The sequence below is a fragment of the Butyricicoccus sp. Marseille-Q5471 genome, from assembly GCF_951230135.1.
In the GTDB taxonomy this organism is placed as follows: Bacteria; Bacillota; Clostridia; order Oscillospirales; family Butyricicoccaceae; genus Agathobaculum.
Genome location: NZ_CATNVC010000001.1, coordinates 169,313 through 193,095, shown reverse-complemented (window position 1 = coordinate 193,095; position 23,783 = coordinate 169,313). Strand labels below are relative to the sequence as shown.

The following is a 23,783-nucleotide window of genomic DNA, read 5'->3' as shown; positions in this document are numbered from 1 at the left end:
ATACATGGGGGATGCCTTAGTCGTTTGCCAGACCCATCAGCTCATCGCGGAAGATGCGTGCATCCATCAGCTTGACAGTGCCGTCCGCCTGATAGGCAATCTTCGGATCGAAGTCCATCTGATCGAGTACCTGCGTCTGCAGATCGATGCCGGGCGCAATTTCAATCAGGGTAACGCCCTCGGGACGCAGCTCGAACACAGCGCGCTCGGTGATGTACAGAACGGGCTGGCCAACCTTGTTCGCATAGGTGCCGGAGAAGGTGATGTGCTCAACTTCCTTGACGAACTTCTTCTTCGCGCCTTCCTGCGTGATGACGAGCTTGCCGTCTACGCAGTCGGTCTTGAGGCCCTTGGCCGTAAAGGTGCCGCAGTAGCAGACCTTCTTGGAGTTCTGGGTGATATCAATGAATCCGCCGGCACCGGCCAGACGGGTGCCGAACTTGGAAACGTTCAGGTCGCCGTTCGGAGCGGTTTCAGCAAGGCCGAGGAACGCGATGTCCAGACCGCCGCCCTGATAGAAGTCAAACTGTACGTTGTGGGGGATGATGCACATTGCGTTTGCAGCAGCACCAAACTGGGTGCCGCCATAGGGAACGCCTGCAATCGAGCCGGCCTCAACGGTCAGCGTCATGTTATCGGAAATGCCTTCCTCAGCCGCAACGTTTGCAATCTTCTCGGGTGCGCCGGTGCCAAGGTTTACGATGGCGTCATGGGGCAGCTCCATCGCAGCACGGCGGGCAAGAATCTTCTTTGCATCCATCGGAATGGGGGGGATTGCATCAACCGGAATGCGGAATTCGCCGGTCAGCGCGCCGTCATACGGCATACCGAGGCACTGCATGTTATCCTCATCCGAGCCGACAACGACCGAGTCAACATAAATGCCGGGAATCGCAACCAGCTTGGGATCCAGCGTGCCGCCCTGCACGATCTTTTCGACCTGCACGATGACCTTGCCGCCCGAGTTCTTGCACGCCTGCGCCATTGCGGTGACGTCCAGCGGGCCGATTTCTCTATGCACGGTGCAGTTGCCGTATTCGTCGCAGTAGGAACCACGCAGGAACACGACGTTGATCGGGAAACCCTTGTACAGCAGACGCTCTTCGCCTTCGATGTTGACAATCTTGACGAGGTCTTCCTTGGTGCAGTCGTTGAGCTTGCCGCCGCCGTTGCGGGGGTCGGCAAAGGTGTAAAGACCGACGTGCGTGATGGTGCCGATGTTATGAGCAGCAATATCACGGTACATGTGGGAGATAACGCCCTGGGGCAGGTTGTAAGCTTCAATCTTATTGCTCAGCGCGAGCTCGCCCAGCTTGGGTGCACGGTCCCAGTGGCCGCCGATGACACGCTTGACCATGCCCTCATGGCCGTAGTGGTCGCCGCCGGTGCCGTCGCGGTGTCCCTGACCGGCTGCAAAGAACAGGGTCAGGTTCTGCGGGTGGCCGGTCTCCAAAAAGCGCTTTTCAAGCGCGGTGGACAGAGCCTCCGGGCAGGCGCAGCTTACAAAGCCGCCAGTGGCAATGGTGTCGCCGTCCTGAACCTTCAGGGCAGCCTCCTCAGCCGTGATGATGCTTACTTTCTTCATCTTTATCATCCTCCTCTGTCAGTTTTCATGACAGATAATTTTTATATTGCGTATGATTTCCGGAATCTGCTCCGCTTCGGTGATGATGAAACGGTGGTCGGCGTCGACCTCCTCATAGAGGTAGGGACAGCCGGTGCAGCCGCGGATAATCAGGAGCACGTCATAATGCGTGCCCTCCTGCGGGAGTGCAAACTCCGCAAGACCCGCGAGGGAAGAACGGACGGTTTCATAAGCCGCGCCCCGGTCGAACCGCGGATTGCACCCGCCGCAAAATTTTACAGTGCATCGCAGCACGCCAAATTCCTCCTATTTTCGCATAATCGCAAGCATAGGCACTCACAGAGTGCTCCATGAGTGCCTATCATACTTGCTTAAAATCAGTCGATTCGAGCGATCTTCTTAGCCAGATCCTTCTTCATTTCAAGGTTAGACTGACGGGCAATCATGATGCGCTGAGCCTGCGGCGAACCTGCGCCGTGCATGGACTCGGGCAGGTAGCCGACAGCGGCAGTGCCCATGGTCATATTCTCGATCAGACGGAGTACGCGCATGCGATCCTCGGTCGGAACGCCGTTGACACCCTGGAAGTACTTCAGGATATAGTCGCGGGTTTCCGGATTGCGCAGGTCAGCCTCGGAGGGCAGGGTTACCATTGCGCCACCCGCCAGATCCTGCGCCAGACGCGCGATCTCGTACGGGAAACGGGTGACGTTCTGCTTGCAGACGTTTGCGAGCAGCAGGTCAATCAGGTAGTTGCCGGCCTTGGTCTTGGTGCCCTGCGAGGAGCACGCGATACCGCAGCAGTACAGGGTCTCGTTGAGATGGGTCATCTCAATCAGCTTATCCTTAACGTGAGAAGCCTTGGCAGAGCCTGCCATGTCGCCTGCCAGCGCGGTTGCGCCGATCAGAACGTCGCCAACGCCGACCTTGCAGCCGCCGTAGGACTGGCGGTGGTAGCCTGCGAAGCGCTCAACGATCATGCCGGCGAACTGAACTTCGCCGTTGAGGAAGATGCGGTCGTTCGGAACGAACACGCGGTCGAAAATGACAAGCACTTCGTGGCCGCCGTACATCTTATTGCCAACGTCAATGTCGTTATGCTCCTCAGTCTTGCGGGTGTCGCAGGACTGACGGCCGTAAATCAGCGTGATGCCGTCGGAATCGGTCGGAACAGCGAATGCAATCGCGTAATCCTCGTCGCCCTCGCGCATTGCGATGGTCGGCATAACGAGCACTTCGTGGGAGTTGACAAAACCGGTCTGGTGCGCCTTGGCGCCGGTCACGTAAACACCGTCAGCGGTACGCTCGACAACGTGCAGGAACATGTCCGGGTCAGCCTGCTTGGAAGGAGCCAGGCTACGGTCGCCCTTGACGTCGGTCATAGCGCCGTCAACAGCAAGGTCTTCGTCCTGCACGCGGGACAGGAACTTGACGAAATTCTCGTGGTACTTGGTGCCGCAGGTCTCGTCAATCTCAAAGGTCGAGGAGAATACGGCGTTCATTGCGTCCATGCCTACGCAGCGCTGGAAGCAAGCGGCCGTCTTCTGGCCGAGCAGACGCTGCATCTTGACCTTCTTGATGAGGTCGTCGGTGGACTGGTGCATGTGGGTGAAGCGGTTGACCTTCTTGCCGGAAATGTGGCTGGTAGCAGTCATCAGATCCTGGTACTGCGGGTCCTCAGCCAGCTCGTAGGTTGCGGCAAAGGAGTTGAGCGACGGACGGATGATCGGATCGTCTACCGGGTTTTCAATCTTCTCACCGAACATCCAGAGGTTCAGGTGCAGCTTGCGAAGGGATTCAATATATTGGTCTTTGGTCATCATAGTGATCAAATATCCTTTCTTTTGGGAACATGTGCGGCGAAACGCCGTACTATCCTAGATTCTCTTCTGTTGGAAATGGTTTATTTATAAAAACAGGCGGGGAACGGGGTGTTCCCCGCCTGAGTTTACTTAAAAGCGTTGCGGCTTAGAAGCACTCGCGGTAAATGCGCTCCATCAGCTCCTTGGTCATCGGGACGTAGGAGTTGGTGATCAGGCGCTGCTGGTTAGCCTGTACGGAAACCGGGAAGTCGACGATGTCGGATTCCTTGAAGCCATACTCGCGCAGGGGCTTAAGCGGCAGAATCTTTTCTTCCAGAGCAGCCAGTTCCTTGAGCGCCTCGGAAGCGTCGCAGCCGAGGATGCGGGCAACCAGAGCCTTGAACTTTGCCAGCTCGCCGTCCGGCTTCTGCTCGTCGTAGATCTCGAGGATCTTGCCGAACAGCGCGTAGTTGGACTCGCCGTGCGGTACGTGGTAGGTGCCGCCGAGCGGGAAGGACATTGCGTGAACGGTAGCGCAGCCGGCCTTCAGGAAGGCAATGCCTGCATACATGGAAGCGGTAACGAACTCGTCGAGGTAGTCCAGGCGAGCGTCGGGGCCGCCTTCACCGATGCGGCGGAAGCCCTCGAGGATCAGCTCCATCGCCTTGATGGAGTACATCTCGGAGGTCATCGTCTTACGCATGGGGGACAGGTAGGACTCGGTTGCGTGAATCAGCGCGTCGATTGCGGAAGCAGCGAACGGCTTCATCGGCAGGGTCTTGAGCAGATCGGGGATCAGGCAGACCTTGTTCGGGATGATCGCATCGGAAACCAGGCCAAGCTTGGTCTCGCCGCCGGTCAGCTCGCCGTTCTTCTCGTCCTTAACGATTGCAACGGAGATGTTGGTAACTTCAGAGCCGGTGCCGCAGGTGGTCGGGATTGCGATAACTTCCTTTTCGTGCTCAACCGGGAAGCGCTTGAAGAACAGGTTATGTACCGTGTCCGGGCGCTTGCAGCCGAGCAGCTTGCACAGGTCCATGATAGCGCCGCCGCCGATGGCGATAACGCGGTCGTAGGACTCGTAGGGAATGGCATCGTACATGGTCTGGATCATAGCCTCGGACGGCTCGCCAACGCCAAACTTCTCCTGGAAGACGTAGGTGCAGGCCAGATTGTACTGCTCCATAAAGGGCTTATAAATGAATTCGTTGGTTAGGACAACGTCGCGCTCGCCGAGCGAGAACTCCTGAGCAAACTCACCGAAGTTCGCAAACTTGTAAATCGTGGGAGCGATAACAATCTCTCTCTTATCCTTCATCAGGGATGCGCTGAAAGAATCCATAGCCATAATTGAACATCTCCATTTCAAAAATTTTAATTGTATAAAAGGCCGCCAGGCTTTTTATCGTGTCCTTTGGCGCAAGGCTGTGCGCCCTCATGCTTATTGTAACAAATTCATTACATAACTTCAACAGAAATGCACAAAAAAATCACCAAAAATTAACCACGGAAGGCTGTACAAATATACGAAAAAGTCACGTGATTTCCTTACCACGTGACTATTTTAACGCATTCTTTTGGGTTTGTAAACCGTGTTTTAGGCAATTCAGACGAAAAGTTTTTAGGTGCTTTTCCGTTCTTTAGCTGTTTTGTGAAAAACGATGCAAAAATGCCTTTGTTCGTTCGTTTTGTGTGTTCTCAAACACATCCTGCGGACGACCTTCTTCCACAACGACGCCGTCGTCCATAAATACCACGTGGTCGGCCACATCGCGGGCGAACGCCATCTCGTGGGTAACGATAATCATGGTGGTGTGCTTGTCCGCCAGTCCGCGGATGACGCGCAGAACCTCATCGGTCAGCTCGGGGTCGAGCGCCGAGGTCGGCTCGTCGAAGCAGAGAATGTCGGGTTTCAGCGCAAGCGCGCGGGCGATGGCAACACGCTGCTGCTGACCGCCGGACAGCTGGTGCGGATAGTGCGTCATGCGCCCGTTCAGACTCATCTGCTCGAGCAGTGCGATGGCGTGGTGCTCGATCTCTTCATGAATGACACGCTTGTTCTGCTTGTAGTCCGGCCGCTCCTTGGCGAGCAGCAGGCTGGCAAGCATGACGTTTTCCAGTGCGGTATACTGCGGAAACAAATGAAATGATTGGAAAACCATTCCAAAATGAAGACGCTTTTTACGAATCTCCGCATCGCTCGGCTGTGTTGGACGGCTGCCGTCAAACAGTGTTTCCTCGTTGACAATGATTTTTCCCGAGTTGGGCGTTTCGAGGAAATTCAGGCAGCGAAGTAGCGTGGTCTTGCCCGAACCGGACGAGCCGATAATGGCCATCGCTTCGCCGCGCTCAAGCGAAAAACTGATATCGTTAAGCACCTGCGTTTGGCCGAAGCTTTTATTAATGTGCTGTACCTCTAGGATCGGCATGAAATCTCCTCCTTTATACGCGGAAATAGTCCATCTTCTTTTCCAGCCAGTTAAACAGCAACGTCAGGATGCCACAGAAGGCGAGGAAGAAGAGGGCGGTGGAAAACAGCGGCCAAATTAGACCCTTGGTCGCAAATTCCTTGCTCATCATGATGATTTCTTTGGTTGCAATGATGTTTGCCAGCGCGGTGTCCTTGATGAGCGTCATGAATTCGTTGCCCATCGGCGGGATGACACGCTTGATGACCTGCAAAAGCGTGACCTTGAAGAAAATCTGGCTCTTGGTCATGCCGAGCACCTGACCGGCTTCATACTGACCGCGCGGAATCGACTGAATGCCGCCGCGGAAAATTTCGGAAAAATAGCAGGCGTAGTTGACGGAAAACGCCACGTATGTTGCCGTCAGGCGCGGCAGCAAATCGCCGTCCCAGAGCAGGCCGGGGCCGTAAAATATCACGATAATCTGCAGCATCAGCGGCGTGCCGCGAATGACCCAAACCAGTGTTTTAATCAGATAGCGCAGCGGCCGGAAGCGGCTCATCGCGCCAAAGGAAATCAGCAGGCCGAACGGAAGCGCAAGCAATAACGTGATAATGAAAATCTTGAAATTAATTCCAAAGCTTACGGCCAAACTGGAAAAAATGACCGAAATGTTCATTGGCAGTTCCTTTCCCCAAACAAAGTCAAGCGGGGCAGCACAAAAAATGCTGTCCCGTCCGACGTTTTCTATTGTAGTGATAAATTATGCCGCAAGGCTCAGGCCATATTTCTCAGCCAGAGAAGGCAGCGTGCCCTCGCTGATGAGTTCAGCCATGACTTCGTTGACCTTGGTGCACAGATCGCTGTCCTTGCGGAAGCCGATGCCGTATTCCTCAACGGAGAGCTCGGCGCCGTCAATCATCATCAGGTCGGCAAAATCGGTGCCTTCGCCAATCATGCTCTTGGCCAGTGTCCAGTCGAGCACGGCGGCATCAGAAGCGCCGGACTTAATCTCGAGCAGCGCATCGGTCTGCTTGGTGACCGTGGTCAGCGTGGCGGAAGAAAGGCTTGCGTCAGCCTCAATCGCGGCCTGACCGGCAGAACCTGCTTCGGCAACAAGGTTCGCGGAAGCGAGCGAAGCGGTATCGACGAACTTGTCCTTGTTGGTGTCCTTGATGACGACAACCTGCATGTTCTTAACATAGGGGTCGGAAACAGAAATGTTCTGCTTGAGGTCGTCGGTAATGGTCATGCCGTTCCAGATGCAGTCAATGCTCTTGGCATTGAGCTCTACAACCTTGGTATCCCAGTTGATTTCCACGAATTCCGGCTCAACGCCCAGCTTTTCGCAGACTGCCTTGGCAAACTCGGTGTCAAAACCGGTGAATTCGCCGTTTGCGTCGGTGTAGTTCATCGGCTCGTAAACCGTGTAGCCGATGACCATCTTGCCCTTATCCGTTACGTACTGCAGATCGCTGGCGGCCGAGGCATTGTCAGCGGGCGTGTCCGACTTATCAGCGGTGCCGCCGCCGCAGCCGGCCAAAAGCGTGGCGCACATTGCGCCCGCAAGCAGCAGGCTCAAATACTTTTTCATCTTCATGGGGGTCCTCCTCATCCTAATTCCGTACAAAAGTCATTTACCATTGTACCACTTTATTTAAGAAAATCAAGTGCAATTTTTAATTCATTTTTAAGCACGTATGCGTGAAAACCTTGACAAACGGATATGCTTATCCTATAATAACAACGTTATATAGGAACTGCGAAGAGAAAGAGGAGTATTTTCCGCCTTGCAGCTTTTAGAGAGAGAACGGTGGGTGCAAGTTCTCAGTGCACGGAAAAGAAGGTCGCTTTGGAGCAAAACGGCAGAACAGCGCATGCAAGTCGGCATGCCAAAACAGTAAGTCGTTTCGTCTCGCCCGCGTTAGGGGCTTTGAGTGCGCGGCACAAGCTGCGAATCTTAGGTGGTACCACGGAAACATACGGTTTTCGTCCTAGTTTGAGGACGAAAACCGTTTTTTTTTGTTATCCCGCCGTCAAAACTGTCAATCATCTTGAAAAGGAGCTTTTTCAATGAACGAACTACCCAAGGTCTACGACCCGAAAGCGGTCGAGGACAAGCTGTACAGCTTCTGGAACGATCACGGCTACTTTCATGCCGAGGTCAATCCCGATAAGAAGCCATTCACCATCGTCATTCCGCCCCCGAACGTCACCGGTCAGCTGCACATGGGTCACGCGTTTGACGAAACCCTGCAGGACATCCTGATTCGCACCAAGCGCATGCAGGGCTTTGAGGCGCTGTGGGTGCCGGGCACCGACCATGCGGGCATCGCGACCCAGATTAAGGTTGAGGAGAACCTCCGCAAGGAGGAGGGGCTGTCGCGCTACGACCTCGGCCGCGAGAAGTTTTTGGAGCGCGTGTGGGACTGGAAGCACCAGTACGGCAACCGCATTATCGACCAGCTCAAGAAGCTCGGCTCATCCTGCGACTGGGAGCGCGAGCGCTTCACGATGGACGAAGGCTGCTCCAAGGCTGTGCGCGAGGTGTTTGTCAACCTCTATGACAAGGGACTGATTTACAAGGGACACCGCATTATCAACTGGTGCCCGCACTGCGCGACCGCGCTGTCGGACGCTGAGGTTGAGTATGAAACCCAGCCCGGCAAGCTGTGGCATCTGCGCTATCCGCTGACGGACGGCTCGGGTGAGCTGATTGTGGCGACCACCCGTCCCGAGACCTTCATGGGCGATACCGGCGTTGCCGTCAACCCGAACGATGAGCGCTACAAGCACTTGATCGGAAAGACCTGCATGCTGCCGATTATGAACCGTGAAATTCCGATTTTCGGTGACGAATATGTTGATATGGAGTTCGGCACAGGCTGTGTTAAGGTCACGCCCTGCCATGACCCGAACGACTTTGACATGGGTCAGCGCCACAACCTCGAGCAGATTCTCATTTTCAACGAGGATGCAACCGTCAACGAAAACGGCGGCAAGTACCAGGGTATGGATCGCTACGAGTGCCGTAAGGCAGTTGTCAAGGATTTGGAAGAGGGCGGCTTCCTCGTCAAGATTGAGGAGCATGAGCACAACGTGGGCACCTGCTACCGCTGCTCGACCACCGTTGAGCCGATGACCTCGGCACAGTGGTTTGTCAAGATGGCGCCGCTGGCCGATCCCGCGATGAAGGTCGTCAACGACGGCGAGACCAAATTCGTTCCCGACCGCTTCTCCAAGACCTATCTGCGCTGGATGGAAAACGTGCACGACTGGTGCATCTCCCGTCAGCTCTGGTGGGGTCATCGCATTCCCGCCTTCTACTGCGACGACTGCGGCGAGATGGTCGTTTCCAAGGACGATATTCACGTTTGCCCGAAGTGCGGCAGCAAGAATGTCCGTCAGGAGGAGGACGTGCTCGATACGTGGTTCTCTTCCGCGCTGTGGCCGTTCTCGACGCTCGGCTGGCCGGAAAAGACCCCGGAGCTTGATTATTTCTATCCGACCTCGGTGCTGGTCACCGGTTATGACATCATCTTCTTCTGGGTTGCGCGCATGATTTTCTCCGGCGTGGAGCACATGGGCGAAACGCCGTTTGACACCGTTTATATCCACGGCCTGGTGCGCGATGCGCAGGGCAGAAAAATGTCCAAGTCGCTCGGCAACGGCATTGACCCGCTTGAGGTCATCGACCAGTACGGCGCGGACGCGCTGCGCTTCACCCTCGCGACGGGCAACAGCCCCGGAAACGACATGCGTTTCTCGACCGAGCGCGTGGAGTCGAGCCGCAATTTCTGCAACAAGATTTGGAACGCGTCCCGCTTTATCCAGATGAACCTGACCATCGACAAGGCCGAGCTGCCTGAGACACTCGCGTTGGAGGACAAGTGGATCGTATCCAAGTTCAACACGCTTGTGCGCGATGTGACGAATAATATCGACAAGTACGAGTTGGGCCTTGCGGCTACCAAGCTCAACGACTTCATCTGGGAGAACTTCTGCGACTGGTATATCGAAATCGCCAAGACCCGCCTGCAGAATAAGGACGAAAACGTGCAGAAGGTGCTGTGCTACGTGCTGTCCGGCGCGATGCAGCTGCTGCACCCGTTCATGCCTTTCCTGACCGAGACGATCTGGCAGGCGCTGCCGCATGAGGGCGAGAGCATCATGGTATCCCATTGGCCGGAGTACAAGGAAGCGCTGAACTTTGCCGCTGAGGAAGCGCAGATGGAAACGCTGATGAACGCCGTACGCGCCATCCGCAACCGCCGCGCGGAAATGAACGTACCGCCTTCCAAAAAGGCCAAGGTGCTGGTGCTGACCGAGAAAAAGGCAACCTTTGAAGCAGGCAGCGTCTTCTTCCCCAAGCTTGCGTATGCGTCCGATATTGAGCTGATTGACGCAGTACCCGCGGACGCCGCCAAGATGGCCTCCGTCGTTACCGAGGATGCACAGCTTTATATGCCGATGGGCGATCTGATCGACTTTGAGGCAGAGCGTCAGCGTCTTCAGAAAGAGAAGACCAAGGTTGAGGACGACATCGAGTTCGTCATGAAGAAGCTCAACAACCCCGGCTTCGTCGACAAGGCGCCTGAGAAGGTCGTTGCCGTGGAGCGTGAGAAGGCCGACAAGCTGCGCGAGCATCTCGCAAAGCTGGAGGAATCCATCGCCGCGCTGGGATAAACCAAAATACAGGAAAAGGAGAAACTTCGGTTTCTCCTTTTCTTTTGATAGAAACGTGCTATAATAGAAGAAATATTGCATAAAAAGAGGTTTATCATGGATACCGACATTCCCAAAACAGCCATACAATACATCCATTCGCTTGGCCGCTTTTCCGGCGCACCCGGTCTGCACCGCATCCGTGCGCTGTGCGCGGCGCTGGGCGACCCGCAGAAGAAGCTGAAATTTGTGCATATCGCGGGCACGAACGGCAAGGGCTCGACCGCCTGTATGCTCGCGTCCGTGCTGCAAAAAGCAGGGTACCGTACCGGCCTGTACACCTCACCCTATCTGGTGCAGTTTTATGAGCGCATCCGCGTGGACGGCAAGATGATCGGGGACGATAATTTAACCCGATTGGCCGAGCGCGTGGCGCTCGCGGCGGAGAGTCTGGCACTGCCCGAAGGCGAATCCATCGGCGAGTTTGAATTTACGACCGCATTGGCGTTCCTCTATTTTTTGGAGCAGGAATGCGATATCGTTGTGCTCGAAACCGGTCTTGGCGGCCGGTGCGACGCAACCAACGTCATCGACTCGCCCGAGGCTGTTGTGCTGACGCCGATTTCGCGCGACCATATGTCGGTGCTCGGCGACACAATTACAGAGATTGCGGGTGAGAAGGCTGCCATCATCAAGCACGCGACCGCAGTAATCTGTGCCCCCGGCCAAACCACCGAGGCAATGACCGTTCTTTTGCGCGCGTGTGATGCGGCGGGCGGCGTTTGGTGCAGCTACGAGAACGATATCAAGCTGCTCCGCTGCGACATCACCGGCTCTGCTTTTGTGTATGAAGGGCAGGGTTACACCCTTGCGATGCCGGGCTATCATCAGCTGCAGAACGCGATGACCGCGCTGCACACGATTGCCGCCCTGCGTGAGCGAGGATGGGATATTCCGGTGCCCGCCGCGGTGCATGGTCTTGCCGCCGCACGCATGCAGGGACGGCTCGAACGTCTGCGCGAAGCACCGCTTGTGCTGCTCGACGGTGCGCACAACATGGCGGGCGTGACCGCGCTGTGCAATACGGTGGATGAAATGCTCAAAATGCGCCGGCTGCTGGTCGTCATGGGCATGGTGCGCGACAAGGAGTATGAGCCGTGCATCCGCATGGTGGCCAAACGGGCGGACGTGCTGTATGCCTGTGAGCCGAGCGATAACGACCGCGCGCTCTGTGCGCAGGCGCTTGCCGCCATCGCCGAGCAGGAGTGCAGCGAGGTGTACGACTGCGGCACGGCTGAGCAGGCAATTGCGCTTGCAATTCAGCACGCGCAGCCAAATGACTGCGTGCTGATCTGCGGATCGCTGTTTTTAATCGGAGAAGCTGAAAAAATCCTGCGCACACGACAGAAAACGGCAGAATAAAACGGAAATATATGGTAAATTGGGCTTGTACCGCGAAAGGGTACAAGCCCTTTTTGCATGTTTGAGGTGACGAGAGATGCTACATATTCAACAAGAAACAAAAGAAACTGAGCTGATCGTGCACTTTTCCGGCGAACTGGATCACCATGAGGCCAGAAATGCGATCGAAAAAACAGAAGATTTGCTTGTACTGTTCCCCTGCGATCGGCTGGCGCTCGAGCTGTCCGGACTTACGTTTATGGACAGCTCGGGGTTAGCCGTCGTGATGAACCTGTTCCGAACCTGTGCGCGCACCAAGCGGGAATTTGCCGTGCGCGGCACACCGCCGCAGCCCATGCGGGTGTTTGAAGCGGCCGGACTGCCGTCCATCATGATTTTTGAGAAAAAGGGGGACTGAGCATGCTCAAGGCAATCAACAAAATGAGCGTTAAATTTGAAAGCCGCTCGGTCAACGAAGCCTTTGCGCGTCAGGCGGTCGGTGCGTTCGTCGCACAGCTTGACCCGACGATGGATGAGCTCGGTGACATCAAGACCGTCGTATCCGAGGCGGTCACCAATGCCATTGTGCACGGTTATGCGGATAAAATGGGTTTTATCACGGTTTCAGTCCGCCTATTTGAGGGGCGAGCGCTCGAGCTGAAGGTCAAGGACAGCGGCCGCGGCATTGCAGATGTGCAGCAGGCGCGTCAGCCGATGTTCACCACGGGTGACGACACGCGCTCGGGCATGGGCTTTACCATCATGGAGACCTTCACGGACAAGCTGCGCGTGCGCTCGGCGGAGGGCAGGGGCACAATCGTGACCATGGTAAAAACGCTTCGGGAGCGCGAGGCGTGACGACTGAAATGACCGGTCTGCTCGAACGCGCGGCAGCGGGCGAACGAGGAGCGGAAGAAACGCTGCTCGAACAGAACAGCGGCCTGATTTGGAGCATCACGCGGCGGTTTTACGGCCGCGGGGTCGAGCCGGATGACCTGTATCAGCTGGCCTGCGTCGGCTTTATCAAGGCAGTGCGCGGGTTTGACTTGACGATGGGAACGGCGTTTTCGACCTATGCGGTGCCCAAAATCACGGGTGAAATCCGGAGATTTCTGCGGGATGACGGTGCGGTCAAGGTCAGCCGTGCCATCAAGGAGCGTTCGGTTAAGGTGCGGCGGATACAGACCGCGCTCGAAGCCAAAAACGGGCGTGCGGCGACGGTTTCGGAGCTCGCGGCGGAAACCGGTCTGACGATTGAAGAGGTCGCGGCCTGTGAGCAAGCTGATGTGACAGTCGATTCGTTTGAGCGCGAATTATCGGGCGGCGGGCGATTGAGCGACCTCATCGGCGACGAGGGCATGGAGGAGAGAACGTGCCTTTATCTGTCGTTGCGCGAGGCAATTGGAACGCTGTCCGAGCGGGAGCAGCAGGTGTTGGCGCTGCGGTTTTCGCGCGATTTGACGCAGCAGCAGGTTTCCAAAATCATCGGCGTGTCTCAGGTACAGGTGTCGCGTATCGAGAAACGGGCAATTGAGCAGCTGCGCGGGCAGCTCAGCGATCCATAGGAAGAGAAGAGGGACAAAAAAGCGGAAGAACGTGATGTTCTTCCGCTTTTTTGTGTTTATGACTCGATTGTCAGTCCGTCGTAAGCAATGTGGTAGCCGTCAGCCTGTTTTTCCATCTCGCCGTGTGGTGCGTTGCCCTCATGTGAAATGTGCGTCGCGTAAACCGAAGCATCCGCACGCAGGATGCCGTCCTGTCGCATGCGGTGGACAATCGTGGTTACCTGATTGGCGTTCAGATGGCCGTCACCGTTGATGCCCGCGCCATAGGTGCAGTCGAGAATAGTCGCACTGAGCGGCAGACGGCGCAGCTCCTTCCATGCGCACGCAGTCAAATGGTCGAGATCGGTGGCGTAAAGCACGGCGGTCTCGCCCTGCGCAATGCGATAAATCATACCGTTTTCGCCGTGCATCGACTCAATTGCTGTCACAGCATACCTGCCTAAGGCAATCGTATCGCCGTGACGCGGCAGATGCAGCGTCACACGGCATCGGTCGCGCCAATCCGGAGAAAACAAATCGGCCTGCTCGTCCTCAAGCTTGAGCTTGAAATTCAGCGCGGCTGCGGTCTCGGGTGAGCACACAAGGTCGATCGGGGGAGGGGCAACCGTTGCGTAGGCGGGGTCACAGGTGATAAAATGTCCCGCGTCAAAGTGATCGGCGTGTGCGTGGGTCTGCAAAATGTGACGCACGCGCGTCAGGTCGCACCCGAACCGCAGCATCGCGCCCGGCGCATCCGGGCCGAGGTCAATCAGCAGATCGTCGTTCATCAGGAGGGAAGCGCGTAGGCGCACATCACGTCCGCCGTTTGCGCGCGCCGAACGGCATACCGCACAGCGGCAAAAGGGAAGCGGCACACCTGTTGCTGCGCCTGTACCCAAAAAGGTCAGCTTCATTTTGCACCTCCTTCTGCGTCCAGTATAACACGTTTTTGTGAAAAGAGAACATTTGTTTTATCATAGTCGGTATGGTATACTACTACCATACAGCGATTTACGGAAACGAGGATACCGATTTATGGAACCGACCAAATTCGATTTGAAATATGCAGCCGTCCGCCGTGCCATCATCGAGCAGCGGTTTGCGCATTTAAATGATATGCAGCGCGAGGCCGTGTTCTCGACCGATGGTCCGCTGCTCATTCTGGCGGGTGCGGGAAGCGGCAAGACGACCGTGCTCATCAACCGCATCACCGCCATTCTGCGCTACGGTCAGGGACTGACCAGCCAGTTCGCACCGGCAGGCGCAACCGAGGAGGAGCTGCTGTTCCTGACGCAGTACCTGACCGACCCGCAGGAGGAGCAGCGTGAGCGAGCCGAATTACTGTGCAGCATGCAGCCGGTCAAGCCGTGGGAAATCATTGCGATCACCTTCACCAACAAGGCCGCCCGCGAACTGCGCGAGCGTCTGACCCTTGCGGTGGGCGAAGAGGACGCGGGCGCGATTTGGGCGCACACCTTCCACACCGCCTGTCTGCGCATCCTGCGCCGTCATGTTGACTTGCTGGGGTTTGAAAAGGCATTTACCATTTATGATGAGGATGATAAGAAGCGCGTCATCATCGGCATCCTGCGTCAGCTGAATCTGGATGAGAAAATCTATGATCCCCGCATGGTCATGGGGCAGATTTCGCGCGCCAAGGACAAGCTGATGACGCCCAAACAGTTCCGCGTGGACGCGCACGGCGATTATGTACGCGAAAAGGTTGCCGACGTGTACGAGCGCTACGAAAAGGAAATGAAGAAGGCCTGCGCGCTCGATTTTGACGATATTATTATGAAAACCGTACTGCTCTTGCAGCAAAATCCCGATGTGCTCGAATACTATCAGCACAAATTCCGCTATGTACTGGTGGACGAATATCAGGACACCAACCATGCGCAGTACGTCCTGTCCAGCCTGTTGGCGGGTTATTATGAGAACATCTGCGTTGTCGGTGACGACGACCAGTCCATCTACAAATTCCGCGGTGCGACGATTACCAATATTCTGGAGTTTGAAAAGCAGTTTCAGGATGCGAAAACCATCCGGCTGGAGCAGAATTACCGCTCGACGGGCAATATCCTGAACGCCGCCAACGAGCTGATTCGCAACAACGCGCAGCGCAAGGGCAAGGAGCTGTGGACCGATCAGCAGGGCGGCGCAAAAATCAAGCTGCACCGCTCGGACAATCAGGATTCCGAGGCCGCGTACATTGCGGATACCATCGTCGAAGGTGTGCGTGAGGGACACAAATGGGGCGATTTTGCGATTTTGTACCGCAACAACGTGCTGTCGAACAACATTGTATCAGCCTTTATCCGCAATGCCATTCCGTACCGCATTTACAAGGGGCGCGACTTCTTCTCGCGCGCCGAAATCAAGGATATGTTCGCTTATCTGTGGGTGATTGAGAATCCGGCCGACGAGCTGCGCCTGCGGCGCATCATCAACGTGCCCGCGCGCAAAATCGGCGACCGCTCGGTCGAAACCGCAAGCCAGATTGCGCTGGACGAGGGCGTGCTGCTCTATGATGTGGTGCGAAACGCGTCGCAGTATCCGGCGCTGTCACGCGGTGCGGGTGCGATGGAGAAGTTCGGACAGATGATTGAAAATCTGCGGCAGCAGCGGGAATTCCTGAGCCTGACCGAGCTGTACGACGCGCTGCTCGAAAGCTCGGGTTACGTGTCCGCGCTGATGGCCAAAAACGACATGGAGTCCAAGGGTCGGCTTGAGCATATCGAGGAACTCAAGTCCAACATTGTCGAGTATGAAGAACGCACCGAAACGCCGACCTTGGCAAACTTTTTGGAAGAAATGGCGCTCTATACCGACGCCGATCACACCGGGGAGGAAGAGGACGCGGTCGTCATGATGACGATGCACTCAGCCAAGGGATTGGAATTTCCGGTGGTGTTTCTTGCGGGCATGGAGGACGGTTTATTCCCCGGCTTCCGTGCGTCCGAACGGGATGAGGACATGGAGGAGGAGCGCCGCCTGTGCTATGTCGCGGTCACCCGTGCGCGGGAACAGCTGTATCTGACCTGTGCCGAGCGCCGCATGCTGTACGGACGCACACAGTACGCGCGTCCCTCCCGCTTTATTGAGGAGATGCCGTCCGAGCTGTTTGACAGCAACGTATCTGCCGAACAGCTGCGTCCGCCGGTAGAGGATAAGCCCTGCCAGCTGGGCATTGAGTCCGCACGCAGCTTTTCCGCAGCACAGCCGCCCAAACCGCGTGCAGCAGCAGCGGCAACTGCTGCCGCCGCGCCGGACTTTCCGGTCGGCTGCCGCGTTTCACACCGGGCGTTCGGCGAGGGTATGGTCACTTCGTCCAAGCCCATGGGCGGTGACAGCCTGCTTGAAATCGCCTTTGACCAGAAGGGCACCAAGCGTCTGATGGCCAAGAGCGCCGCGCAGTTTATGGAGCGCATTTAAACAGAAAAAAGCCCGATACGGTTAAAACTGTATCGGGCTTTCTGTTATTCCGCGGAGGACAGCATCAGCTTAATGCGGTTCTCCTGATTGATTTTGGATGCGCCGGGGTCGTAATCGACCGCGACGATATTCGCTTCCGGGTACTTTTCGCGGATTTTGCGAATCATGCCCTTGCCCGCGATGTGGTTGGGCAGGCAGCCGAAGGGCTGGGTGCAGACGATATTGCCCACGCCCTCGCTGATCAGCTCAATCATTTCGGCGGGCAGCAGCCAGCCTTCACCCATCTTCACGCCGGGGCCGATGATTTCCTGCGCCTTTTTGCGCACTGCGTCAAACGGCATGGGGGGACGGAAATTGCCGTCCTTTTTCATCATCTTGATGATATCGCCCTGTTTGCCAAGCACAAAGTTGTAAACGAGCTGATACATCGCCGCCGTTTTCGGCTTGCGTCCGTACAAATCGTTGTCAATGACCGAGTTATAGATGCAGTACAGGCAGAAATCCATCAAACCGGGCAGCACAGGTTCACAGCCCTCGCTGAGCAGGAAGCGTTCCAGATTATTGTTGCCGAGCGGCGAAAATTTGACGTAAATCTCGCCGACAATGCCGACTTTTTTCTTGGGAGTGGACTTGTCGAGGCGCACCTTGCCGAACGCATCCAGCACGAAGCGGTATAGGTGCTTGACCTCGCCGTAGCGCACAAGGCGGTTGTCGGTAAAACGTGAGGCAACCGCGTCCATGCAGATGTGAATGGCCTTGTCGGTGCTGCCGGCGACGACCTCGTAAGGACGGCACTGGTTGGCAACCATCATAATCAGATCGCCGATCAGCATCGCATAGGCAATCTGAATCATCATTTTACCGGTCACTTCAAATCCGGGATTGTCCTCCAGACCGGAAAAGTTCAGCGAAATGACCGGGATAAAGCCATATCCGTTCTTTTCGAGCGCTTTTCGAAGCAGGTGGATGTAGTTGGACGCACGGCAGCCGCCGCCGGTCTGCGGCATGATGAGCGCAAGCTTGTGCACATCATATTTGCCGGACTGGATGGCGTCCATCAGCTGGCCGATGACCAGCAGGGCGGGGTAGCAGGTGTCGTTGTGCACGTTGCGCAGACCCTGCTCAACGATGGCGGGGCCTTCGGTATAAAGCAGCTCCATGTCGTAGCCGTAATTCTTGAGCAGGCGGCAGATTAGGCCGAGCTGTACGGGCAGCATATTGGGCACGAGGATTTTATACGTTTTGCGCATTTCCTCTGTAAACGGCACGTGTGCCGGCTGCCGGCTAGTTGCGTTGGTTTGCAAGTTTTCTGCCCTCCTCTACCGCGGCGAGCATGCTGCGCACGCGGATCTTGGCTGCGCCAAGGTTGGATATTTCATCAATTTTAAGCTGTGTATAGATTTTTCCGCCGGTTTCGCAAATCGAGCGCACCTCGTCCGTTGTGATTGCGTCAATGCCGCAGCCGAACGAAACCAGCTGAATCAGCTGTGCATTTTTCTTACCGGTGACATACTGCGCCGCGCCGTACATGCGCGAATGATAGGTCCATTGGTTCAGAACATGCACCTCCGGCACCTCGGCGAGCTGCCAGACAGCATCCTCGCTGACGATGACCATGCCGTAGGATGCAATCAGCTGGTTGATGCCGTGGTTGATTTCAGGGTCGATGTGGTATGGACGGCCGACGATGACCGCAATTTCCAGTCCGTGCTCATCGGCATAGGCGATGGCCTTTTGCCCCTGGGCGCGGATGGCGGCGTAGTATTCGTCAAGCGCAAAATAGGCAGCATCGGCCGCCTGCGCGACGGTCTTTTTGCGGATGGATTTATATTTGGCGCAGAAGAATTTTACCGCCTGCTGAATGAACCGCTTTTTCTCGGTCAGCTCAAAATAGGGCATCATGAAGTCGAAATTCTGCAGTGCGCCGACGTTTGCCTTCAGCAGCTCGGGATAGTAGGCGACAACCGGGCAGTTGTAGCAGTTCGAGGCGCGGCCCTCATCCAGATTATAGGTCATGCAGGGATAGAAAATTGAGGTGACACCCTTAGTAAGCAGGTTTTCTATGTGCCCGTGCATCAGCTTGGCCGGATAGCACACGGTGTCCGACGGGATGGAATGCTGGCCCTTTTGGTACAAATCACGGGTAGACACATCGGAAAGTACGATGTCAAAGCCGAGCGTTCGGAGGAAAACCGACCAGAAGGGGAGCAGCTCAAAGTTATTCAGGCCGAACGGCAGGCCGACCTTGCCCAACGGGGCAGGCTGACCGGTCGGTTCGGCGTAGCTTTTGAGCTTTTCCAGCTTCCATTTGTACAAATCGGGCAGCTCGCGGTGGTCGCCCTTGCCGAGCGGACGCTCGCAGCGGTTGCCTGAAATGAAGCGGCGGCCGCCCGAAAAGCTGTTGATGGTCAGACTGCAATGGTTTTCGCACAGGCCGCAGCGCACGGATTTCACCGTGTGTGAGAACGCGGACAGATCATCGGGCGTCAGCAAGGTGCTGTGCGCGGGCGTGTTGTCCATCGCGTGCAGTGCCGCGCCGTAGGCGCCCATCAGGCCGGAAATGGCCGGACGGGTGACATTTCGGCCGATTTCCTGCTCAAACGAGCGCAAAATCGCGTCGTTCAAGAAGGTACCGCCCTGTACGACGATATTCTTGCCGAGGTCGTCCGGCGAGTGGGCGCGGATGACCTTGTACAGCGCGTTTTTGACCACCGACACCGAAAGACCCGCCGAAATTGCGTCGATTCCCGCGCCGTCCTTCTGCGCCTGCTTGACCGAGGAGTTCATGAACACCGTACAGCGCGAGCCGAGGTCAATCGGATGCGCGGCAAACAAACCGAGCTTGCAGAACTCCTCAATCGAATAACCCATCGAGCGGGCGAAGGTCTCGATAAACGAACCGCATCCCGAGGAGCAGGCTTCGTTGAGCGAGATATTATCAATGCATTTGTTGCGGATTTTGAAGCACTTGATGTCCTGCCCGCCGATGTCGATAATAAAGTCCACGTCGGGGCAGAAGTGGCGCGCCGCGCGGAAGTGCGCGACGGTCTCGACCAGACCGAAGTCCACGCCGAAGGCGTTCTGGATGAGCGCCTCGCCGTAGCCGGTGACCGCCGAGGAGATGATATGTACCCTGTCGCCGCACAACTCGTAGAGCTTGGTGAGCTGCTCGCGGATGACATCGGCAGGATTGCCCTTGTTCGGCTGATAATGATGGAAGAGAATTTGATGATTTTCGCCAATCAGCACCAGTTTGGTAGTCGTTGAGCCGCAGTCGATGCCCAGATACGCGTTGCCCTCATAGACCGTGACATTCTCGGTCATCACATCGTGCACGCCGTGGCGGGTCTTGAACTCGTCATACTGCTGCTGGTTTTCAAACAGCGGCGGCAGATATTGCGCGATGACCGGCATATCCGCAGCTTTTTCGAGAATCGCAATTAGACCGTCCAGCGTGTAGCTGTCCTGCGTGCCCCGCGCATATTCGGCCGCGCCCGCCGCGATGGCGTAAGGGGCGAGGTCGGGGAAGTGCGCGTGCTCGGCATCCAGCCCCAGTGTCTGCTGAAACTGCTTTTGCAGACCCTTGAAGAAGAACAGCGGCCCGCCGAGGAACAGCACGTCGCCTCGGATTTCGCGGCCTTGTGCAAGGCCGGTCAGCGTCTGGTTGACAACAGCCTGAAAAATCGACGCTGCCACATCTTCCTTGCGCGCGCCTTCGTTGAGGAGCGGCTGAATGTCTGATTTGGCAAACACACCACAGCGCGAAGCAATGGTGTAAATGCGCTCTGACCCGCGGCTGAGCTGATCGAGCTCGGCCGGGGTCACGTCGAGCAGCACGGCCATCTGGTCGATAAACGCACCCGTTCCGCCGGCGCAGGAGCCGTTCATGCGCTCCTCCAGCTGACCGGAAAGAAAGACGATTTTCGCGTCCTCGCCGCCCAGTTCGATGACCACATCGGCCTGCGGCACATGCACGCCAACGGCCTTGCGGGTCGCGAACACCTCCTGCACGAAGTCGATGTCCGCCGCCTTGGCAACGCCCAGACCGGCCGAGCCTGTAATCGCGCAGCGCACAATGGCGTCGCCGATGACGTTCTTTGCATCCCGCACCAGTTCGACCGCTTTTTCGCGCACCTTGGAAAAGTGGCGCTCATATCGTTTGTAAATAATCTCTCCATCGCGAACGGCAACAGCCTTGACGGTAGTCGATCCGATGTCGATTCCTAAATTAACGTTCATATTATCCTTTATACTCCGCTAAAAAACCGCATGCCTTCATGCGCGTAAAATCTTACCTATTTAATATATACGCGCGTGTGTCAATTGTCAATCTGCAAAACGATGCACAATTTACTGAAATTGTCCCTTGACAAAGGCTCGTTTTTTATATAGAATAAATCGCGTAAAGTGAATATGACCTTATCCAGAGCGGTGGAGGGAACGGCCCGATGAAACCCGGCAACCTACGTTTTAAACGCGCAAGGTGCCAAATCCGGCGTAGGAACACGAAAGATGAGGGAGCAAAAAAATAGTGCGCTCCCAATGTGGGAGCTTTTTTATTGCCCCAAAGAAACAGAAAGGAACATAAAGTACATGGCAAGACACTTGTTTACCTCTGAATCCGTCACCGAGGGACATCCCGATAAAATCTGCGACCAGATTTCGGACGCAATCCTCGATGCGATGCTGACCAACGACCCGTTTGCGCGCGTCGCGTGCGAAACCACCTGTACGACCGGCATGGTTTCGGTCATGGGTGAAATCTCCACCTCCTGCTATGTGGACATTCCGAAGGTTGTGCGCGACACCGTGCGCGAAATCGGCTATGACCGCGCCAAGTACGGCTTTGACTGCGACACCTGCGCGGTGCTGACCTCGATTGATGAGCAGTCCGCCGACATTGCGCTCGGCGTTGACAATTCTCTCGAGCGCAAGGAAGGCGCGTCCGAGGCCGATCTCGCGATTGGCGCGGGCGATCAGGGCATGATGTTCGGCTATGCGTGCGATGAAACGCCCGAACTGATGCCGCTGCCCGTTTCGCTAGCACATAAGATGGCAAAGCGCCTGTCCGAGGTGCGCAAGAACGGTATGTTTGATTATCTTCGTCCGGACGGCAAGACGCAGGTCACCGTTGAGTATGACGAGATGAACCAGCCCGTCCGTATCGACACGGTCGTGCTCTCCACCCAGCACAGCCCCGAGGTTTCGCTGCAGCAGATTCGTCAGGATATGATCGATCAGGTCGTGCGTCCGGTTGTGCCCGCACACCTGCTCGACGAGCAGACCAAGTATTTCATCAACCCCACGGGACGCTTCGTTATCGGCGGCCCGCAGGGTGATTCCGGTTTGACCGGCCGCAAGATTATCGTCGATACCTACGGCGGCATCGGCCGTCACGGCGGCGGTGCGTTCTCCGGCAAGGACCCGACCAAGGTGGACCGTTCGGCGGCCTATGCCGCGCGCTGGGTCGCTAAGAACATTGTCGCCGCAGGACTTGCAAATCGCTGTGAGGTACAGCTGGCTTACGCCATCGGTGTGGCAGAGCCGGTTTCTATCATGGTAGAGACCTTCGGCACCGGCGTTGTTGCGGAGGACAAGCTGGCCGATGCGGTCAAGCACGTGTTTGACCTGCGTCCCGCCGCAATCATCGAGGCGCTCGACCTGCGCCGCCCGATTTACCGTCAGCTCGCCGCCTATGGCCACATGGGCCGCGAAGAGCTGGGCGTCAAGTGGGAGCAGACCGATAAGGTCGATGCGCTCCGCGACGCAGTCCGATAAGCATCGTTGAAACCCAAAGCGCCGCCCGAGAGGGCGGTGCTTTTTTCGTTGACCGCAAGAATACGAAGATGTAAAAAACAGAGGATTTATTTTGTACGCTATTACCAAGCAGGCTGTCAACATCCATAAAAAGACAGCGCAAGAAAGTGAATGCGTGCAATCGGATTTTGCGGTATGCTGTTAACGGCTCAAAACACCGGCGTTCGGTTGACTTTGCACATGAAAACCGCTATGCTGAAGATACCAAAAATCAGCAGGAGGATTGCAAAATGCAGGTACTGGAAAACGAACTGGTTCGCGTGGAAATCAATGAAATGGGCGCTGAGCTCAGCTCCTGGGTGAGCAAAAAAGACGGCACCGAGTATGTCTGGCAGGCCGACCCTGCCGTCTGGAAGCGGCACGCGCCGATTCTGTTCCCGATTGTCGGGCGGCTGAAGGACAAAACCTACACCGTCGGCGGCAAGGCGTATGAGATTACCCAGCACGGCTTTGGCCGCGATTTGGAATTTACGGTGAATCGCCTGCATGCGGCGTGCGCGGAATTTACGCTCGTCCAAAGTGCGTACACCAAGGGCATGTACCCGTGGGATTTCAACTTCACCGTGCGCTATACACTGGACGGTGCAACGCTCAAAAAGGAACATATCACCCACAATACCGATATATCCGACCTGTATTACGAGGTCGGCGGGCACGATGCATACAACCTGTGCCTGTGCCCAGGAGAGCAGATTACCGACTACTACGTGGAGTTTGAGGGAACGCAGGCGCTGCATCCCATTCTGACCGATGAAACGGTCATGCTCTCGCAGGAGCACGGAGAAATCGCGCTGCAAAACGGCCGCCTGGCCATCACACGCGAGACCTTCAAGGACGACGCCATCATTCTCGACGATCTGCCGGTGCGCCGTGCGACCATCGGCTCTGTCAAAAATGCAAAGCGCATCACGATGGACTTTGCCGATTGGCCGTATTTTGCGCTTTGGAGCGCTTATAAGGACTTTGATGTGCCCTATGTCTGCCTCGAGCCGTGGAGCACGCTGCCCGACGGCAGCTATCTCGATCACGCGATTGAAAACAAGGTCGGCGTGCGCAAACTCGCGCCCGGCGAAACCGAAAATTTAGTATTTTCCGTGACTATTACGGACTGAACAGGAGAAACCGA

General features: G+C 56.2%; 18 protein-coding genes, 1 riboswitch and 1 other annotated feature. Of the genes, 8 read left to right on the top strand and 10 right to left on the bottom strand.

The window, feature by feature from the left end:
- Nucleotides 1-16: 16 nt before the first annotated feature.
- From QOX26_RS00955 to QOX26_RS00925, 7 genes are all read right to left on the bottom strand, one after another.
- A complete protein-coding gene (locus QOX26_RS00955) occupies nucleotides 17-1,585 on the bottom strand; it encodes an acyl CoA:acetate/3-ketoacid CoA transferase (RefSeq protein WP_283673015.1) in 1,569 nt (522 codons plus the stop codon).
- Nucleotides 1,586-1,603: 18 nt separating this feature from the next.
- Nucleotides 1,604-1,879, bottom strand: coding sequence for a hypothetical protein (locus QOX26_RS00950; protein ID WP_283673014.1), 276 nt, complete (start codon nucleotides 1,877-1,879; stop codon nucleotides 1,604-1,606).
- A gap of 83 nt (nucleotides 1,880-1,962) precedes the next feature.
- The gene (locus QOX26_RS00945; RefSeq protein WP_442870194.1) at nucleotides 1,963-3,408 is read right to left on the bottom strand and encodes a 4-hydroxyphenylacetate 3-hydroxylase family protein; all 1,446 of its coding nucleotides are present in this window, start codon (nucleotides 3,406-3,408) and stop codon (nucleotides 1,963-1,965) included.
- A gap of 145 nt (nucleotides 3,409-3,553) precedes the next feature.
- The gene (locus QOX26_RS00940) at nucleotides 3,554-4,735 is read right to left on the bottom strand and encodes a 4-hydroxybutyrate dehydrogenase (protein ID WP_283673013.1); all 1,182 of its coding nucleotides are present in this window, start codon (nucleotides 4,733-4,735) and stop codon (nucleotides 3,554-3,556) included.
- Between the two features lie 292 nt (nucleotides 4,736-5,027).
- On the bottom strand, nucleotides 5,028-5,816 hold the full coding sequence (locus tag QOX26_RS00935; protein WP_283673012.1) for an amino acid ABC transporter ATP-binding protein: 789 nt from the start codon (nucleotides 5,814-5,816) through the stop codon (nucleotides 5,028-5,030).
- A gap of 13 nt (nucleotides 5,817-5,829) precedes the next feature.
- On the bottom strand, nucleotides 5,830-6,474 hold the full coding sequence (locus QOX26_RS00930; protein WP_283673011.1) for an amino acid ABC transporter permease: 645 nt from the start codon (nucleotides 6,472-6,474) through the stop codon (nucleotides 5,830-5,832).
- A gap of 84 nt (nucleotides 6,475-6,558) precedes the next feature.
- A complete protein-coding gene (locus QOX26_RS00925; protein WP_442870198.1) occupies nucleotides 6,559-7,389 on the bottom strand; it encodes a transporter substrate-binding domain-containing protein in 831 nt (276 codons plus the stop codon).
- A 162-nt stretch (nucleotides 7,390-7,551) separates the two neighbouring features.
- Nucleotides 7,552-7,795: a binding site (T-box leader), on the top strand.
- A 73-nt stretch (nucleotides 7,796-7,868) separates the two neighbouring features.
- Between QOX26_RS00925 and QOX26_RS00920 the strand changes: the two genes are divergently transcribed.
- The 5 genes from QOX26_RS00920 to QOX26_RS00900 all read left to right on the top strand — a co-directional run bounded on the left by QOX26_RS00920 (nucleotide 7,869) and on the right by QOX26_RS00900 (nucleotide 13,426).
- Nucleotides 7,869-10,481: a valine--tRNA ligase gene (locus QOX26_RS00920; RefSeq protein WP_283673009.1), complete on the top strand. Its 2,613-nt coding sequence runs from the start codon at nucleotides 7,869-7,871 to the stop codon at nucleotides 10,479-10,481.
- A gap of 96 nt (nucleotides 10,482-10,577) precedes the next feature.
- Nucleotides 10,578-11,882, top strand: a complete 1,305-nt coding sequence (locus tag QOX26_RS00915) for a bifunctional folylpolyglutamate synthase/dihydrofolate synthase (RefSeq protein ID WP_283673008.1) — start codon at nucleotides 10,578-10,580, stop codon at nucleotides 11,880-11,882.
- 76 nt (nucleotides 11,883-11,958) lie between these two features.
- Complete coding sequence (locus QOX26_RS00910; protein WP_283673007.1) at nucleotides 11,959-12,279, top strand: anti-sigma factor antagonist; 321 nt, start codon at nucleotides 11,959-11,961, stop codon at nucleotides 12,277-12,279.
- Between the two features lie 2 nt (nucleotides 12,280-12,281).
- Nucleotides 12,282-12,719 (top strand): anti-sigma F factor, encoded by a 438-nt coding sequence (gene spoIIAB, locus QOX26_RS00905; protein ID WP_283673006.1) that lies wholly within the window; start codon nucleotides 12,282-12,284, stop codon nucleotides 12,717-12,719.
- Nucleotides 12,716-13,426, top strand: a complete 711-nt coding sequence (locus tag QOX26_RS00900) for a sigma-70 family RNA polymerase sigma factor (protein ID WP_283673005.1) — start codon at nucleotides 12,716-12,718, stop codon at nucleotides 13,424-13,426. Before spoIIAB ends, QOX26_RS00900 begins: the two co-directional genes overlap by 4 nt.
- A gap of 56 nt (nucleotides 13,427-13,482) precedes the next feature.
- On the opposite strand, the gene QOX26_RS00895 is transcribed toward QOX26_RS00900, so the two are convergent.
- Nucleotides 13,483-14,319 carry an MBL fold metallo-hydrolase gene (locus tag QOX26_RS00895; protein ID WP_283673004.1) on the bottom strand — a complete coding sequence of 279 codons (837 nt, stop codon included), beginning with the start codon at nucleotides 14,317-14,319 and terminating at the stop codon, nucleotides 13,483-13,485.
- Nucleotides 14,320-14,440: 121 nt separating this feature from the next.
- On the opposite strand from QOX26_RS00895, the gene QOX26_RS00890 reads away from it, so the two are divergent.
- Nucleotides 14,441-16,840 (top strand): ATP-dependent helicase, encoded by a 2,400-nt coding sequence (locus tag QOX26_RS00890; RefSeq protein ID WP_283673003.1) that lies wholly within the window; start codon nucleotides 14,441-14,443, stop codon nucleotides 16,838-16,840.
- Nucleotides 16,841-16,884: 44 nt separating this feature from the next.
- On the opposite strand, the gene QOX26_RS00885 is transcribed toward QOX26_RS00890, so the two are convergent.
- Nucleotides 16,885-18,144: a 2-hydroxyglutaryl-CoA dehydratase gene (locus QOX26_RS00885; protein ID WP_331488458.1), complete on the bottom strand. Its 1,260-nt coding sequence runs from the start codon at nucleotides 18,142-18,144 to the stop codon at nucleotides 16,885-16,887.
- Entirely contained in the window at nucleotides 18,125-21,079 is a 2,955-nt protein-coding gene (locus tag QOX26_RS00880) for an acyl-CoA dehydratase activase (RefSeq protein ID WP_283673002.1), read from the bottom strand. The genes QOX26_RS00885 and QOX26_RS00880 overlap by 20 nt, the downstream gene beginning before the upstream one ends.
- A gap of 177 nt (nucleotides 21,080-21,256) precedes the next feature.
- Nucleotides 21,257-21,359: riboswitch (SAM riboswitch) on the top strand.
- Between the two features lie 74 nt (nucleotides 21,360-21,433).
- Here QOX26_RS00880 and metK point away from each other — a divergent pair.
- Nucleotides 21,434-22,618, top strand: a complete 1,185-nt coding sequence (metK, locus tag QOX26_RS00875) for a methionine adenosyltransferase (protein WP_283673001.1) — start codon at nucleotides 21,434-21,436, stop codon at nucleotides 22,616-22,618.
- A 269-nt stretch (nucleotides 22,619-22,887) separates the two neighbouring features.
- Nucleotides 22,888-23,769 (top strand): aldose 1-epimerase family protein, encoded by an 882-nt coding sequence (locus QOX26_RS00870; protein ID WP_283673000.1) that lies wholly within the window; start codon nucleotides 22,888-22,890, stop codon nucleotides 23,767-23,769.
- Nucleotides 23,770-23,783 lie beyond the last annotated feature (14 nt).